Annotated in this window: 11 protein-coding genes; 8 read left to right on the forward strand and 3 right to left on the reverse strand. The window is 64.3% G+C overall.

Annotated elements, in window-relative coordinates; translation table 11 throughout:
- Positions 1-102 precede the first annotated feature (102 nt).
- The 3 genes from AC0L3X_RS14300 (at position 103) to AC0L3X_RS14310 (ending at position 1,453) form a co-directional block, all read left to right on the forward strand.
- Complete coding sequence (locus AC0L3X_RS14300; RefSeq protein ID WP_063981108.1) at positions 103-405, forward strand: DUF1244 domain-containing protein; 303 nt, start codon at positions 103-105, stop codon at positions 403-405.
- Between the two features lie 197 nt (positions 406-602).
- A complete protein-coding gene (locus AC0L3X_RS14305; protein WP_014492426.1) occupies positions 603-875 on the forward strand; it encodes a DUF2312 domain-containing protein in 273 nt (90 codons plus the stop codon).
- 152 nt (positions 876-1,027) lie between these two features.
- Entirely contained in the window at positions 1,028-1,453 is a 426-nt protein-coding gene (locus tag AC0L3X_RS14310) for a hypothetical protein (RefSeq protein WP_063981109.1), read from the forward strand.
- Positions 1,454-2,398: 945 nt separating this feature from the next.
- On the opposite strand, the gene AC0L3X_RS14315 is transcribed toward AC0L3X_RS14310, so the two are convergent.
- The 3 genes from AC0L3X_RS14315 to AC0L3X_RS14325 form a co-directional block, all read right to left on the reverse strand.
- Positions 2,399-4,006, reverse strand: a complete 1,608-nt coding sequence (locus AC0L3X_RS14315) for a peptidoglycan L,D-endopeptidase MepK (protein ID WP_283017559.1) — start codon at positions 4,004-4,006, stop codon at positions 2,399-2,401.
- Positions 4,007-4,291: 285 nt separating this feature from the next.
- Positions 4,292-6,484 (reverse strand): L,D-transpeptidase family protein, encoded by a 2,193-nt coding sequence (locus AC0L3X_RS14320; RefSeq protein WP_063981111.1) that lies wholly within the window; start codon positions 6,482-6,484, stop codon positions 4,292-4,294.
- 366 nt (positions 6,485-6,850) lie between these two features.
- Positions 6,851-8,347, reverse strand: coding sequence for a sigma-54-dependent transcriptional regulator (locus tag AC0L3X_RS14325; RefSeq protein ID WP_063981112.1), 1,497 nt, complete (start codon positions 8,345-8,347; stop codon positions 6,851-6,853).
- 127 nt (positions 8,348-8,474) lie between these two features.
- On the opposite strand from AC0L3X_RS14325, the gene AC0L3X_RS14330 reads away from it, so the two are divergent.
- From AC0L3X_RS14330 to AC0L3X_RS14350, 5 genes are all read left to right on the forward strand, one after another.
- On the forward strand, positions 8,475-10,382 hold the full coding sequence (locus tag AC0L3X_RS14330; protein ID WP_354132152.1) for a M3 family oligoendopeptidase: 1,908 nt from the start codon (positions 8,475-8,477) through the stop codon (positions 10,380-10,382).
- 225 nt (positions 10,383-10,607) lie between these two features.
- Positions 10,608-13,595, forward strand: a complete 2,988-nt coding sequence (locus AC0L3X_RS14335) for a patatin-like phospholipase domain-containing protein (protein WP_063981114.1) — start codon at positions 10,608-10,610, stop codon at positions 13,593-13,595.
- A gap of 140 nt (positions 13,596-13,735) precedes the next feature.
- On the forward strand, positions 13,736-13,888 hold the full coding sequence (locus AC0L3X_RS14340; RefSeq protein WP_008136857.1) for an aa3-type cytochrome c oxidase subunit IV: 153 nt from the start codon (positions 13,736-13,738) through the stop codon (positions 13,886-13,888).
- A gap of 138 nt (positions 13,889-14,026) precedes the next feature.
- On the forward strand, positions 14,027-15,154 hold the full coding sequence (locus AC0L3X_RS14345) for a Re/Si-specific NAD(P)(+) transhydrogenase subunit alpha (protein ID WP_063981115.1): 1,128 nt from the start codon (positions 14,027-14,029) through the stop codon (positions 15,152-15,154).
- 10 nt (positions 15,155-15,164) lie between these two features.
- Positions 15,165-15,482: a proton-translocating transhydrogenase family protein gene (locus AC0L3X_RS14350; RefSeq protein ID WP_063981116.1), complete on the forward strand. Its 318-nt coding sequence runs from the start codon at positions 15,165-15,167 to the stop codon at positions 15,480-15,482.
- Positions 15,483-15,509: the final 27 nt, after the last annotated feature.

The following is a 15,509-nucleotide window of genomic DNA, read 5'->3' on the forward strand; positions in this document are numbered from 1 at the left end:
TTTGCGCCGTGATATGGCAAAATCTGTGACAAGGGCCCACCTGATCCCGTAAGGGTGACCCCCATCGGGGGCAGAACCAATTCAGGCCGAAGGGATCCAGCCATGGCAATCGACGACAAAACCAGAACGGAGCTCGAGGCGGCCGCTTTCCGGCGCCTGGTCGATCATCTGAAGACGCGGACCGACGTCCAGAACATCGATCTGATGAATCTGGCCGGCTTCTGCCGCAACTGCCTGTCGAACTGGCTCAAGGACGCTGCCGACGCGCAGGGCGTGAGCTTAAGCAAGGACGAGAGCCGCGAGGCCGTCTACGGCATGCCCTACGAGACCTGGAAGTCGAAATACCAGGGCACGGCCGCGCCCGAGCAGCTCGAGGCGATGAAGAAGGTTCACCCCGGGCACTGAACGGCCTCGCCGGCAGTCCGGCGGTGAGTCGCACCACACAACTCTTTCTTGGCCTCGCCGCAGGAAGGTGTGGGCGCGCTGTGGACGAGCGCGATGCTTGCTTGAACGCGAGAGCCGCGAACCCTAAGGGTCAACCAGCACGCGCGGTGAGGATGCCGGCGTCACCTCGTTTTGCCAGTTCCATTGGGAGTACCAAGATGGCCACCTCCGCCGCCGTCCGCGACGACGAGCCCGCGACGAAATTTGCCAAGGACCAGCTCAAATCCATCATCGAGCGCATCGAGCGGCTGGAGGAAGAGAAGAAGGCGATCTCCGACGACATCCGCGACGTCTATGCCGAGAGCAAGGGCAATGGCTACGACGTCAAGGCGCTGCGCACCATCGTGCGCATGCGCAAGCAGGACCCGAACGAGCGCGCCGAGGCCGAGACCATCCTCGAGACCTACATGCAGGCGCTGGGAATGCTCTGAGGCGATGCGCCTCTAGCACTGCTGCCGTAGCCCGGATGGAGCGCAGCGAAATCCGGGTTCTCGCAGTATGGAAGCATTCCCCGGATTACGCTTTCGCTCCATCCGGGCTACAAGCGTGGCGTGTTGCACTTCGTTTGTGAACGGAGACCGCTGTGACTGCGCCGCCGCTGCCGCGCGAGGTGAGCCGTGCCTTCGGCGCTCTTCCGGCGCCGATCGGCAAGCGGTTGCTCCAGGTACGTGAGCTGATCTTCGCGACCGCTGCGGCACATCACGATGTCGGCAAGCTCACCGAAACGCTGAAATGGGGCGAGCCGGCTTACCTGACCGATGAGACCGGCAGCGGCAGCACGATCCGGCTCGGCCGCCTGAAGGACTCCGAGCGCGCCGCCATCCTGTTCAACTGCAAGACGACGTTGATCGATACCTTTCGCGAGCGCTTTCCCGATGAGTTCGAATATCGGCAGACCAGGGCTTTGCTGTTGCCCCTATCCGGCGCGCTGCCGAAGCAGGAGCTCACCGTCTGCCTCTCGCTGGCGTTGACATATCATCTGGATCGGCGGGTCAGGAAAGCGAGATAGAAGCTGCAGGCTTCGACACTGTAGTCTTGGAAGTGGCGAGGACGCCATTGCGCCGGTCCGGCACGCAGCCTCGATCCGCAAGATTGTCGGTCTCGGTCTCAATTGCCGCGTCCGCGTTTGGCGTCTCGTCGGGCCTGCGCCCGCTTGTTGGCCTGCGAGACTCTTCCGATTTTTTCCGGTGGGAGTTTCTTGAGCCGGCGACGGCTTGGGATGGACCGCATGCCGTCATGCGAAGTTGGGGTCGTCTGCGGGCGAGAAAACTGACGCGCCCGACGGAGTGCTAACGCCCGTCGCGCCGCTTCCCCGAGCTCCCGTCGTGCTTCAAACTTCCGGATGCGCCTCAGCTCGTTCTTGACGCGCTTGATGGCGGCAGCGAAAACCGATTGGCGCCGGTTTGCATGCTCTGCCGTGCCGGAGAAACTCTTGCCGCGCGGGTCGGCTGTTCCCTTTGTTTCGCGGCGTCGATGCCGCGACAATGTACGCTCCCTGTCGCGCAGATCCCGAAGTCGGGCGCGAAGGCTCTCAAGTCCATCGCGCTCCATCTCTCCGACCACGGGATGGTGCGTACTCAATATGACTTCGCGCTCGTCGTGGTTCAGAAGGCTGAGCTCAGACTTGCATGGAACTGACATCGCATGCTCCTACTTCGCTGTGGCGACTTCCCTTGAGATGCGGCGCCGCTGCGGAAACGCGGAACACCAAGGCAAACGCAATCGCGTCCTCGGACTTTGTCATCGCGTCCGTTCTGGGCGCATTGCCACAATGCGCGTTTGGAATGCGTAGCGATACCGGGTGGATTACCCGTTGGAAGTGGGGGAATCTCCCTTAGTGCGGATGCGCACCAGGCCGGGACGACACTTGAGCGTGTGGCGCTGTCGTGCCCCAGGATTGCGCTGCGCTTCATCCCGGCTTGCGGGACTACCGAACGGCGTGAGGGGAAAGATCTCAGCGCAGCGCCGCGGTGCGCATGACGAACGACGTCGTCTCGAGCTTCGCGGTCGCACTGCCCGTAAAGCTATCGCAGGACAGGCCCTGCATCGGATCGTCGGCAAAGCCCATCGCGATCACGGCCTGCGGTTTGACGAAATAGCCGCGCAGGGCAACGGTATCCAGCTCGCCCATCAACGTCACCGACATCGCGCGGCTGGCGCTCGGCGACAGCATCACGATCTTGAGCCAGATGCTTTCGCCCCTGGCGGCGGAGAGGCGGGTCGCGGTTGCGATCCTGCCGTCGATGCTCTTGCCGACCACCGTGTTGATCTCGGTCGCGGGCGCAAGGCCGCGCGTCGTGGCAACGGGGCGGCCTGTGCGCGGGACCAGCGCGGAGGCGGCGACGACGTTGGCGCGGTCGACCGGGGAGGCGGACGCCGGCGCATAGGCCAGCGCCTGATAGGCCGCGCTGGAGACGGACGCGGTTGCTTGCGGCTCGGTGGCGGCGGCGAGCGCCTGGCGGGCCTTCAACGCCGCCACTTGAGCTGGCGTCGCCTGCTGCGGGGTCGCAGGGGCATCCCAGAAGCCGCGGGCATTGATGATGTCGGCCGGGGTCTCCGGCTTGCCGGCCGCAGGCTTGTCAGCCACGGGCGCGGGCTTCGGCTTGGGCGGTGCAACGAGCTGCGCATCGGCCGAAGCGAGCTGGATCGCAGCGGCGATCTGCGGCTTGGCGCGCGGTGTCGGCACCGGATCGGCCGGCTTGGCCGCGGCGGCAACCACGGTCGGCGCAACAGACTTCGCGGCCGGGGCGGGCGCGCCCTCGTCATCCTCGTCGCTGCTCGTGGCGGCGGGAGCCGACTTGCTCTTGAACAGAGCGGCAAAGAAACTCGGCTTGCTGCCGGAATCGTCGCCGGTGCCGCGGCGCTCGATGTCGGCCTTGGCCAGCTCATAGCCCTTCAGCGGCGTGCCGTCGGTCGGAACGTGGACCGTGCGGCCATCCGGGAACACGCGGGCGAGCTGGTCATGCGTCATGCGCGGCCAGTGCCGGATGCTGCCGGTATCCAGATGGACGAAGGGCGAGCCGGAGGTCGGATAGAAGCCGACGCCGCCGCGCTGCAGGCGCAGGCCGGCGAAGCGGATCTGCTCCAGCGGCACGCCCGGAATGTGGAAGTCCATCGCATGCCCCAGCATGTGCTGGCTGAAGCGCGCCACGCCGGAGGAGCGGCGGCGGAGCATCGCGTTGGTGGCGGGGGAGCGGTAGGAGGAAATGATTTGGATCGGCTGCTTGCCGTCGACGTCGCGATAGACTTCCCAGAGGATGTCGAACAGGCGACGGTCCATGACCGTCTCGTCCTGGGTCCGCCAGTCGCGCAGGAAGTGGTTGAGCTGCTTCAGCGCGGCCTCGTCGAAGCGGCCATCGCGCTTGAAGGTGACGGTGAGGTCTTCGCCGGAATGGGTGTGGTGGAACGAGAGCGTCTTGGTCTCGTTCAGCGCGGCGGCGTCATGGACCGAGCCCGCGGCAGCAAGCAGCAGTGCGGAAGCGAGGCCGATCCGGGATCCGGCCTTCACTCCCGCATGGGACAACGACAGCACTGCGAATTTGCGTGCGAAACCTGTCAGCACGAATGAGCCCACCCAGTCGACGAGCGTTCAAAATGGACTCTCCCGGCAACCCCGTTAGCGCGCGAAAGAGGATGAACGCTTTCTTAAAGCGAGAAGGTTAATTCGAGGTTGACCTTCTCGACCCCAAACCAAGTCAGAATACGAACCTAAGCGGTTCAGTGTGGCAAAAAAACGCCCGCTGCCGGAGTTCGGGTGGAGAATGGTTAACGTTAAGCGACCCCATCCAGGGGGATGAGGTCGCTGATCTTACTAGAGAATTTCCGACAAAGACCGATCGGGGAGGCCTCAGCGGGTAAACACCCGCTGCTGCTGCGGCCGGCGGCCGACCGGAGCCGGCGGCGGGGTCGGCGCCCCGAACAGCCGCTCGAAGAAGTTCGGACCCGACGAGCCGAAGCCGCCGCCATTGTTGGCAATCGCCACGCCCGAGGGCAGCGTCGTCGCCGGGCGTGAATAGCTCGGCTGGGAGTGAGCAACGACGTTCTCGAGGTCCTTGCCGCGGCCGTTCTTCAGGATGTTGATCATGGTCGCATCACGGCCATAGACGTCCTTGCGGATTTGCAGCTTGCCGCCATCGTCCACGAACGCGGTCTGGTAGGTGATGTTGACCGGGATCGGCGTCGGGAATTTCAGGTCGATCTCGCTCTTGCCGTACATGCTGCGCACGCGCTCCGGCGTGTACTTCTCGTTCGGCATGGCGATGTTGAGCAGAACGGAGGCGTACTGATCCGGGTTCTGCACGCGCATGCAGCCATGGCTGAAGGCGCGATCGTCCCTGGCGAACAGGTTCTTGTCCGGCGTGTCGTGCTGATAGACCAGGAACTTGTTCGGGAAGTTGAAGCGGATGCGGCCGAGCGCGTTGGCTTCACCGGGCGGCTGCGAGATGTGCACGGAGCCGTCGCGGTTCTGCTCGAGCTTGAGGCCCATGCGCTGGAGCACGGTCGGGTCCTGCTGAAGCGCCGGCAGGTATTCGTTGTAGACGATCGACGGCGGCACGTTCCAGGTCGGATTGACCGTGATGTACTTCATCGTCTCGGTGAGCAGCGGGGTCGCATGCGTGCCCGGCTTGCCGGTGACGACGCGAGTGGTCCAGACCTGCTGGCCACGCTGCATCACCTTCAGTGTGTAGTCAGGAATATTGAGGATGACATAGGCATCGCCCAGCGAGGGGACGCCGAGGTCGCGCGGCAGCCAGCGCCAGCGCTCCATGTTCACCAGCACAACGTCGATCTGCTTGTCGCGCTTCGGCGTGTTGATCGCCTTGACGGTCTTGTCGTCGAGGATGCCTGTTACCTTCATCTCGGCGCTATTCTGGAATTTGCGCACGGCTTCGGCGACGGTGGCGTCATAGCGGGTGTCGCCGGCGTTCTCGGGGAGGCCGAGCTTGGCGCGGAGCTGCGGCACGCGCGGATCTTCGACGACGATTTCAGCCTGCTTCTTGCCGGCCGGGGTGTATTTCAGCGCCGGACCGTCGCCGATCTCGATCACCGGGCCGCTGCCCTGGCCGCGCAGCTCGGCGAGCTTGGCCTTCAGCTCCTTGTAGAGCTTCTGCGGCGGGTTGTAGCTGTCGAGCGCTGCGGAGGCGTCGGCTGCGGTCGTGACCTTGGCGAGCACCTCGCTCGAATCGACCGGATGCTCGGGATAGAGGATGTCGCCGCTGACCTGCGACCAGTGCATGCGGCCGCTCTGGGCCTGGCGCGCATAGTCGAACATGCTGGCGGTGAGCTTCAGCTCGGCATCGGCGAGCGCATCGGGCGTCGTGGCGGCGGCGAAATCCGGCACCGGATAGTCGGCGGGATTGAGACCATCGGAGGCCGCATCCTTCAGCCGCGCGATCACGCCCTTGGCCGCGGCGGTCAGGCTGCCGGCCTGGGTCCAGACCGGCGCGAAGTCGCGTGCACCGTAAAACTTCTCGATCGCGGCGCGCTCGTTCTTGCGGTCGAAATGGCGCGAGGTCTTGGCGCCGATGATGTCCTTGAGCTTGTCGGCGACCGGCTGGTCGGCGGCGGGAACGTTGCTCGCGGCCTTCACCGGCTCGGCGGCCGGAGCCGCAGCGGGGGCCGCAGGCGCGGCCGGCGTTGCCGTCGCGGTGTCGGCCTTTGCCGGTTCGGATTTGGCAGGCTCGGTCTTGGCGGTTTCGTTCTTCGGCGCCTCAGCTGCAGGCGTGGTGGCGACGTCGGAAGGTTTGGTCTCGACCTTGTCGGGAGCCGGTGCGGCTTCGGCCTTCACCGGTTCCTTGGCCGGCTCCTTTGCGGAATCCTGAACCGTCGCGGTGGTGTCGAGCTTGATGTCGGATGCGGTCGGGGGCGGGACGTTGGCGGGCTCGGGGCGCGGGATCGCGGCTTCGATCGCGAGTTCGGCGGCGCTGCTGCGCGCCTGATCCTGCGCCAGGGCCGAGCTGGCCGATACCGTGAGGAAGGTCGCCGCGACCGTCATCAAGACGCGGTCAAAGCCCGCACGGTGGTTCAAACAGTCACGCATTGTGTCGCACCCCTCGGGTGAACTGTCCCTCGTGGAACAGCTTCATTATCGCCTAATGAGCTTCGGGCTAAACTGCGCCGGCCGCTCGAAAGTTGCACGCCTGCACGCAACGATTCATACGCGGACGAACGAATCCTACGCAGACGATATACAGGCCCCGTTTGGGCGGCCAGCGCTACCCGGGACAACTCACGACAAACTGACTTCAAGAAAGCCCGTTTGCAACGGATTGTGCGGCTTTGGCAGACGCTTTTCCATGTGTCTGTCACTTCCAAGTCACGGTTCACGTCGCAGCCGGATTTTGCCGTAATGCGAAGGGCTTGCGGCGTCATCGCAACGCCAGGCGAACCTCCGTTCGCATGAGGCTCAGGGCGTCTCCTCACCGCTTTTGCCGCCATGTCCGGGAACCCCGGCTTCGTCGAGCTTGCGGTAGAGCGTGGACCGGCCGATTTTGAGGCGGCGGGCGACCTCGGACATCTGCCCCCGATAATGCGAGATCGCGAAACGGATGATCTCGCTCTCCATGTCCTCCAGCGGGCGGACGTCGCCGGTGGGGGTCAGCATGGAAAGGGTGCCCGCCAGCGGCAGCGGCGCGATCGGTATTTCACCACCCGACACCACCGAGGGCGCCGCGATCGGCTCGAGCATCAGCGGCGCGGTCGGGATGTCGGTCTCGAGATGCGGCTGCGAGGTGAGCAGGGGGAAGTCGGCAAGGTCGAGCTGGTCGCCCTCGCTCATCACCACCGCGCGGTAGACCGCGTTTTCGAGCTGGCGGATGTTGCCGGGCCAGTCGAGCTGGGCGAGGTGCGCGACGGCCTCGCCGCTGATGCCGGTGATGAGGCGATTCTCCTCGGCGGCAAAGCGCGCCAGGAAATGCCGGAGCAGATACGGGATGTCCTCACGCCGCGCCCGCAGCGAGGGGATCGTCAGCGGCAGCACGTGGAGGCGATAGAACAGATCTTCGCGGAAATGGCCCTGCTTCACCCGCTCCAGCAGCCTGCGGTTGGTCGCGGAGATGATCCGGACGTCGACCTTCAACGGCTTGCGTCCGCCGACCGCTTCGACCGCGCCTTCCTGAAGTGCGCGCAGCAGCTTGACCTGCGCGGTGAGCGGCAGCTCGCTGACCTCGTCCAGGAACAGCGTGCCGCCATGAGCCTCGACGAACTTGCCGGTGTGCCGTTCGGTGGCGCCGGTGAAGGCGCCCTTCTCGTGACCGAACAGGATCGACTCGACCAAATTGTCGGGGATCGCACCGCAATTGACCGCGACGAACGGCTTAGCCTTGCGCTCGCCGCTGCCATGGATGGCGCGTGCGAACATCTCCTTGCCGACGCCGGACTCGCCCTCGATCAGCACTGGGATCGACGAGCCCGCGGCCTTCTGCGCGGCACGCATCACGGCCGCCATCGCCTCGGCGCGGGTGATGATGTCGGAGAAAGTCAGCCGGCCCTCGCGGCTGTGACGGATACGCTGCAACTCGCCCTTGAGCGCGGAGGCATTGAGTGCGTTGCGCAGAGAGACCTGGAGCCGCTCCAAGCCAACCGGCTTGACGACGAAATCGGCCGCGCCCGCGCGCATCGCCGAGATCACGTTGTCGATGCCGCCATGGGCGGTCTGCACGATGACGGGGACGCCGAGGCCGGCCTCGCGGATTTTCGCCAGCACGCCCATGCCGTCGAGGCCGGGCATCACGAGATCGAGGATGACGGCGTCGATCGCCGGTGCATCGGGGGCGGTGAGGGCGGCGATCGCGGCGTCGCCGGAGTCCACGACGACCGTCTCATAGCCGCATTTCTGCACCATGTTCTCGACCAGCCGGCGGGCTACTGCGTCGTCGTCGGCGATCAAAATACAGGCAGCCATGGTGTTCCCCGCACGCTACTACTATCTGTCTCGAATCGGGTCACTCTGGCCGAAGCCGATTAACGCACTCTTAAACCTTGATGCCCCCGCCCGCCGTCGCGCTTGTTGAACACAGGTTTCCCACACAATGAATTCGCGCTCCAAATCTGCTCTCAAGAAATCTGCCTCCAGCAAGCCCGCTCTCCGCAAGCCAAGCACCAGGAAATCCGCCGCCAAGGCAAAGTCCTCCAAATCTTTGCCCGCAAAGCCTGCGGGCAAGACCGGCAGGCTTCCGGAGTGGAACCTCGCCGACCTCTATTCCGGGATCGATGCGCCGGAAGTGGCGCGCGATCTCGAAAGGATGGACGCCGATTGCGTCGCGTTCGAGACCGACTACAAGGGCAAGCTCGCTACAGGGACAGCAAACGAAGATGGCGGAAAATGGCTCGCCGAGGCGGTGCGACGCTATGAGGCGATCGACGATCTCGCCGGCCGTCTCGGCTCCTATGCCGGTCTCGTCCATGCCGGCGACAGCGTTGATCCCACGATTTCAAAGTTTTACGGCGATGTCTCCGAGCGGCTAACGGCGGCGTCCACGCATCTCTTGTTCTTCGCGCTCGAGCTCAACCGCGTCGATGACGATATTTTGAACCGCGCGATGCAGGCCGCCGAGCTCGCGTATTACCGTCCTTGGATCGAGGATCTGCGCAAGGAGAAGCCGTACCAGCTCGACGACAAGCTCGAGCAGCTCTTCCTCGAGAAGTCGCAGACCGGCTATTCCGCCTTCAACCGGCTGTTCGACCAGACCATCTCCGGCCTGCGCTTCAAGGTCGGCGCCAAAGAGCTCGCGATCGAGCCGACGCTCAATTTCCTGCAGGACCGTGACGGCACAAAGCGCAAGGCTGCGGCCGAAGCGTTGACAAAGACCTTCAAGGCCAATGAGCGCACCTTTGCGCTGATCACCAACACGCTCGCCAAGGACAAGGACATCTCCGACAATTGGCGTGGGTTCAAGGACGTCGCGGATTCTCGGCATCTGAGCAATCGCGTCGAGCGCGAGGTGGTGGACGCGCTGGTCGCCTCGGTGCGCGCGGCCTATCCAAAGCTGTCGCATCGCTATTATGCGTTGAAGGCGAAGTGGTTCGGCAAGAAGCGGCTGGCTTATTGGGACCGCAACGCGCCGCTGCCGTTCGCCGCGACCGACGTCATCGGCTGGCCCGATGCGCGCAACATGGTGCTGACGGCCTATCGCGGCTTCTCGCCCAAAATGGCCGAGATCGCCGAGCGCTTCTTCACCGATCGCTGGATCGACGCGCCGGTTCGCCCCGGCAAGGCGCCGGGCGCGTTCTCACATCCGACCACGCCGTCGGCGCATCCTTACGTGCTGATGAACTACCAGGGCAAGCCGCGCGACGTGATGACGCTCGCGCATGAGCTCGGCCATGGCGTGCACCAGGTGCTGGCCGCGAAGAACGGCGCGCTGATGGCGCCGACGCCGCTGACGCTGGCCGAGACCGCGAGCGTGTTCGGCGAGATGCTGACCTTCCGGCGGTTGCTGGCGCAGACCAAGAGCGCCCGGCAGCGCCAGGCGCTGCTCGCCGGCAAGGTCGAGGACATGATCAACACGGTGGTGCGGCAGATCGCGTTCTATTCGTTCGAGCGCGCGGTCCACACCGAGCGCAAGAACGGCGAGCTCACCGCGACGCGGCTCGGTGAGATCTGGCTGTCGGTGCAGGGCGAGAGCCTCGGGCCGGCGATCGAGATCAAGGCGGGCTACGAGAACTACTGGATGTACATCCCGCACTTCATCCACTCGCCGTTCTACGTCTACGCCTATGCCTTCGGTGATTGTCTCGTGAACTCGCTCTACGCCGTCTACGAGAATGCGGCCGAGGGCTTTGCCGAGCGCTACCTCGACATGCTCGCCGCCGGCGGCACCAAGCATTATTCCGAGCTGCTGCGGCCGTTCGGGCTCGATGCCAAGGATCCCAAATTCTGGGACGGCGGTCTCTCGCTCATCGCCGGGATGATCGACGAGCTCGAGGCGATGGGCTGAGGCGAAGCGCGAGTTCCTTCCGGGCGCACGGAATGCGGGTGCCGCAGGTTTTTTTGCGGCCCCCAGTTCCATCCGTGGGCGTGGGCGACCTTCGCGGCGGAGGCCGGCGATTTGCTACGTGCGATTGAACGTTCGCGCGGCCCGCAAGACTAACTCAACAGATACTCGGAAATGATTTTCTACTATTGATTGTGGATTGATCGGTTTCTCCCTGGGGAGGCACCCATGCTCCATCAAGGGCCCGCCACGCCGGTTCCGATGGCGAGAAATGCTGCCGCCGTCGATCAGGAAACGCCCTGGTGCGAGAAGCACCATCAGATCGTTTGCGATGAGATCGAGGCGATCAACACCCGCCGCGAGCCGGAACGGCGCCTCGACGCCGACGGCCTGCAACCCTGCCAGTTGCTCGACGTCGTCGGACTTGCGTTGTCCGGCGGTGGCATTCGCTCGTCGGCCGTTTGCCTCGGCGTGCTCCAGGCACTGAACCACCACAACCTGATCGGCCGGATCGACTATCTCTCCACGGTGTCGGGCGGCGGCTATATCGGCACCTCGCTCAGCGCCACCATGACGACCGCACGGCGCTTTGTGTTCGGCGAGAGACCCGCCGGCGGAACCGTCACGTCCGCCGAGATCAGCGATACGCCGTCGGTCGGACACCTGCGCAACTATTCCAACTATCTGATCCCCGCCGGTGCCCGCGATCTCCTGACCGGAGTTGCGATCGTCGTGCGGGGACTGGTCGCCAATATCGGGTTGACGTTGCCCATCGTGCTGCTGCTTGCCGCCATCACCATCTGGTCAACGCCGCTGCGGAGCTGCCTGACGGATGCGAACATCTTCGGCATCAGTCTCAACAACAGGTCGTTGTGCGAGCTGCATGATTTCAGCGACATCGATCGTTACGGTTTCAGCACATTCGGCCTGGTCGTCGCGCTCGTGATGTTCGCTTGCAGCGGGCTCGCCTATTTCACCTCCCGCTCCGTCCGCGGCAGCGGTCCCAGCGTCGTGTTCGCCTATATTGGCGGGATCGCATTGTTGCTGGGCGTCGCGTGCGACTTCGCCCGGTTTCTCAAGGTCCAGCATTTTGCGTTGAGCCTGTCGATCGCAATCATCGGGGGCGTCCTGTTTTTCGGATGGGCGCTCAAGCAGTCGCTCGCGAGCCCCGGCAAGCGGCAGGAGTTCCGTTCGCACTGGCCGAGCATGGGCGCGACCTTCCTGGTGCTGCTGGCGGTGATCGCCTTCTTCGAGTTTCAACCCTTCATGCTGGAGCAGATGTTCGATGTCGCCGAGAGCAGCGCAATCGGTGGACCGGCTGCTGCGGTTGCGATCACCTGGATCAAGTCGCTCGCGGCAGTGGCTGCGCCAATCGGTGTCTTCGTCACCGCGTTCAGGCAGCAATTCGTGGAATTGCTGAAGGGCAACAGCGCATCCTCGCAATGGGGTTCGCTTGTGCTCGCGGTCGTGGCCAAGGTCGCGCTATGGATCGCGGGCCTTGCGCTTCCGCTCGTCATCTGGGTCGCATACCTCTATCTATCCTATTGGGGCATCGCCAACGATCTGTTCGAGAGGTGCCCGTCCGTTATGGGCGCAACCTCCCAGCGAGAGTGCCTGGTCAATGCCAAATCGAACGCGCCGTCCGGAAGCCTCGCAGGCAGGATTCAGTTCGATGTCAGCAAGGGGACCTTGTCGGCGGAAATCACGCCGAAAGCCGCACCGCAGGTCGTGGCAGATGCCGAGCAGTTGACGCCGATCTGGCACACGCCCGCCTGGCTCCTGTTCCTGGCTCAGAAAGCGGGGCAGGTGGTTCAGGTTCGTTTTCCCAGCCTGTTCCAGGGCAATGCTTCGGAGCTCGCCTACTCCTACAGCCTGCACATGGTGATCCTCTACACGTTCGCCGGCGCCCTGCTGTTCGCCATCTCGTTCTGCCTGACGCCGAATGCGAACTCGTTGCACCGGCTCTATCGCGATCGCCTGAGCAAGGCCTTCCTGTTCGATCCGACGCGTTCGGCCGACGGGCGCGTCGCGCCCGCCGAAGCCAGTCTCGACCAGGGGCGCGATTTCAAGGCGCTCGATCGCATGAAGCTGACGGATCTCTACGCCGCTCCGGCCGCGACGGCCCGGATTCCAGGGCAGCCGGCTGCGCCGAAGCTGCACGCGCCCTATCAGCTCATCAATACGGCGCTGAATATTCAGGGCTCCGACTTTGCCAACCGGCGCGGACGCAACGCGGACTTCTTCGTGTTCTCCGCCCTGAACGTCGGCAGCGAGGCGACGGGCTATGCGCCCACCGATCTGGTGCAGGACGACGAGCAAAGTCTCGATCTCGCCACCGCAATGGCGATTTCCGGAGCCGCGGCCTCCTCGAACATGGGTTCGAGCTCGATCAAGGCGCTGACGCCCACGCTTGCGCTCCTCAACGTCCGGCTCGGCTATTGGCTGAAGAACCCGCGTTACGTCGATGAGCGTGTCCGGCCGCAGCGCCGCTCCACGCCGATCTATTTCTGGTCGGAGATCTCGGGGCGCCTGTACGAGAACAGCGACAGCGTCTATCTGACGGACGGCGGTCATATCGAGAATCTCGGCGTCTACGAGCTGTTGCGCCGCCGCTGCAAGGTGATCATCGCGGTCGATGCGGAAGCCGATGCGCCGATGAATTTCGGTTCCCTGATGACGTTACAGCGTTACGCCCGCATCGATCTCGGCGTCCGCATCGACCTGCCATGGACGCCGATTCGCGAGCGCACGCGTGCGCTGATGGCGCGCAATGCCGACAAGGCGGGTGATCCCGGCGCGGCCGACGAGCGCGACGACATTGCGCGAGACCACGTCCACGTCGCGATCGGCACCATCGACTACGGAGGCGACGAGCAGGGTTATCTCGTTTACGTCAAATCGTCGCTCAATGGCGACGAGAACGACTACATCCGGGACTACGCGCGGCGAAACGACCGCTTCCCGCACGAGACCACGGGTGACCAGTTCTTCTCGGAGGAGCAGTTCGAGGTCTACCGCGCGCTGGGCTTCCACATGGCGCACGGTTTCCTGTCCGGTGACAATCCGGTCGCGGTCGGGTCCGGCGTCGATCCGCATATGGCCCGATTCACTGAAGCGGGCGAGCCGGCGATCGACGCGGTCCGCGAGGCGCTCGGTCTTCCGGTACCTCGGCGGCAAACCGCGAGCGTCACCGCCACGATGATCGATCAGGGCTGAGCAGCGCGACAGCCGGATTCCCGGCAATCGGAATTCCAAATCACCTGATTTGCCCGAAAACCGGCCATCGGTGCCGTTGCCCTGCCCGAAGGTTTGCGGTATCCCAGCCCAAGAATTCGACTTTCGACTGGGGACAATACATGGCTGACCATAGCGAAGTGGCGTACACCACCGCCGACGGCAACGACTACGTTGCCCACGAGCAGACCTATGAGGGCTTCATCAAGCTGGTGAAGTACGGCACGGCCTCGGTCGCGCTCATCGTGATCCTGATGGCGATCTTCCTGACCTGACCTATCGGCAGCTGCACACGTCAGCAGCAGCTGCCGCCTACAAAATTTGCATCCAAGCCGGTCCCAAAACCGGTATCGAACGCTGCGGGAGTAACGCTTAAGTTTGCGCGCGCGCTGTCCCGCGTCGCCGGAGGGCCTATGAAGATCGCCGTTGCCAAGGAAATCGATCCGTCGGAGCCGCGTGTCGCCGCTTCGCCTGATACGGTGAAGAAGTTCAAGGCGTTGGGCGCCGAGATCGCCGTCGAGCCGGGCGCTGGCCTCAAATCGGGCCTGCCGGATTCCGAATTCACCGCCGTGGGCGCCACCGTCAGCGCCGATGCGCTGAAGGACGCCGACATCATCATCAAGGTGAAGCGTCCCGAAGCCTCCGAGCTCGCGCAGTACAAGCGCGGTGCGCTCGTCATCGCCATCATGGACCCCTACGGCAACGAGGCCGCGCTGAAGACGATCGCCGATTCCGGCGTCTCCGCCTTCGCGATGGAACTGATGCCGCGCATCACCCGTGCGCAGGTGATGGACGTGCTGTCGTCTCAGGCGAACCTTGCCGGCTACCGCGCCGTGATCGAGGGGGCCGAGGCCTTCGGCCGCGCCTTCCCGATGATGATGACTGCCGCCGGCACCGTGCCCGCCGCAAAGGTGTTCGTGATGGGCGTCGGCGTTGCCGGCCTCCAGGCGATCGCGACCGCGCGCCGTCTCGGCGCCATCGTCACCGCGACCGACGTGCGGCCCGCGACGAAAGAGCAGGTGGAATCGCTCGGCGCAAAATTCCTCGCCGTCGAGGACGAGGAGTTCAAGAACGCGCAGACCGCCGGCGGCTACGCCAAGGAAATGTCCAAGGAATACCAGGCCAAGCAGGCCGCGCTCACCGCCGAACACATCAAGAAGCAGGACATCGTGATCACGACGGCGCTGATTCCGGGCCGGCCGGCGCCGAAGCTCGTTTCGGCCGACATGGTCAAGTCGATGAAGCCGGGTTCGGTGCTGGTCGATCTCGCCGTCGAGCGCGGCGGCAATGTCGAAGGCGCGAGGCCGGGCGAGGTCGCCGATGTCGATGGCATCAAGATCGTCGGCTACACCAACGTTGCCGGCCGCGTCGCGGCGTCCGCCTCCAGCCTCTACGCGCGCAACCTGTTCAATTTCATCGAGACCCTGGTCGACAAGGGCAGCAAGGCTCTTGCCGTCAATTGGGACGACGAACTCGTGAAGGCGACGGCGCTCACCAAGGACGGCGCCGTGATTCACCCGAACTTCCAGCCGAAAGCTTAGGAGAGCCGCCATGGAGCATGTTGCACAGGTCGTCGACCCCTTCGTCTTCCGGCTGTCGATTTTCGTCCTTGCCGTCTTCGTCGGTTATTTCGTGGTGTGGTCGGTGACGCCGGCGCTGCACACGCCGCTGATGAGCGTGACCAACGCAATCTCCTCGGTGATCGTGGTCGGCGCGCTCCTCGCCGGCGGCGTCGCCAATGTCTCGAGCGGCTCGGGCTGGGCACGCGCCTTCGGCTTCGTCGCTCTGATCTTCGCCTGCATCAACATCTTCGGCGGCTTCCTTGTCACCCAGCGGATGCTGGCGATGTACAAGAAGAAGTCGAAGTAAGCGGCCACCTCGGGCTGAAGGGATCAA

The sequence above is a fragment of the Bradyrhizobium sp. MI1.7 genome (genome assembly GCF_055811795.1).

Bases quoted from the DNA above. Each gene is read 5' to 3' on its own strand.
- AC0L3X_RS14325 (WP_063981112.1), bottom strand. From the start codon at position 8,347: ATGGCTGCCTGTATTTTGATCGCCGACGACGACGCAGTAGCCCGCCGG.
- AC0L3X_RS14320 (WP_063981111.1), bottom strand. From the start codon at position 6,484: ATGCGTGACTGTTTGAACCACCGTGCGGGCTTTGACCGCGTCTTGATG.
- AC0L3X_RS14305 (WP_014492426.1), top strand. From the start codon at position 603: ATGGCCACCTCCGCCGCCGTCCGCGACGACGAGCCCGCGACGAAATTT.
- AC0L3X_RS14330 (WP_354132152.1), top strand. From the start codon at position 8,475: ATGAATTCGCGCTCCAAATCTGCTCTCAAGAAATCTGCCTCCAGCAAG.
- AC0L3X_RS14340 (WP_008136857.1), top strand. From the start codon at position 13,736: ATGGCTGACCATAGCGAAGTGGCGTACACCACCGCCGACGGCAACGAC.
- AC0L3X_RS14335 (WP_063981114.1), top strand. From the start codon at position 10,608: ATGCTCCATCAAGGGCCCGCCACGCCGGTTCCGATGGCGAGAAATGCT.
- AC0L3X_RS14345 (WP_063981115.1), top strand. From the start codon at position 14,027: ATGAAGATCGCCGTTGCCAAGGAAATCGATCCGTCGGAGCCGCGTGTC.
- AC0L3X_RS14350 (WP_063981116.1), top strand. From the start codon at position 15,165: ATGGAGCATGTTGCACAGGTCGTCGACCCCTTCGTCTTCCGGCTGTCG.
- AC0L3X_RS14300 (WP_063981108.1), top strand. From the start codon at position 103: ATGGCAATCGACGACAAAACCAGAACGGAGCTCGAGGCGGCCGCTTTC.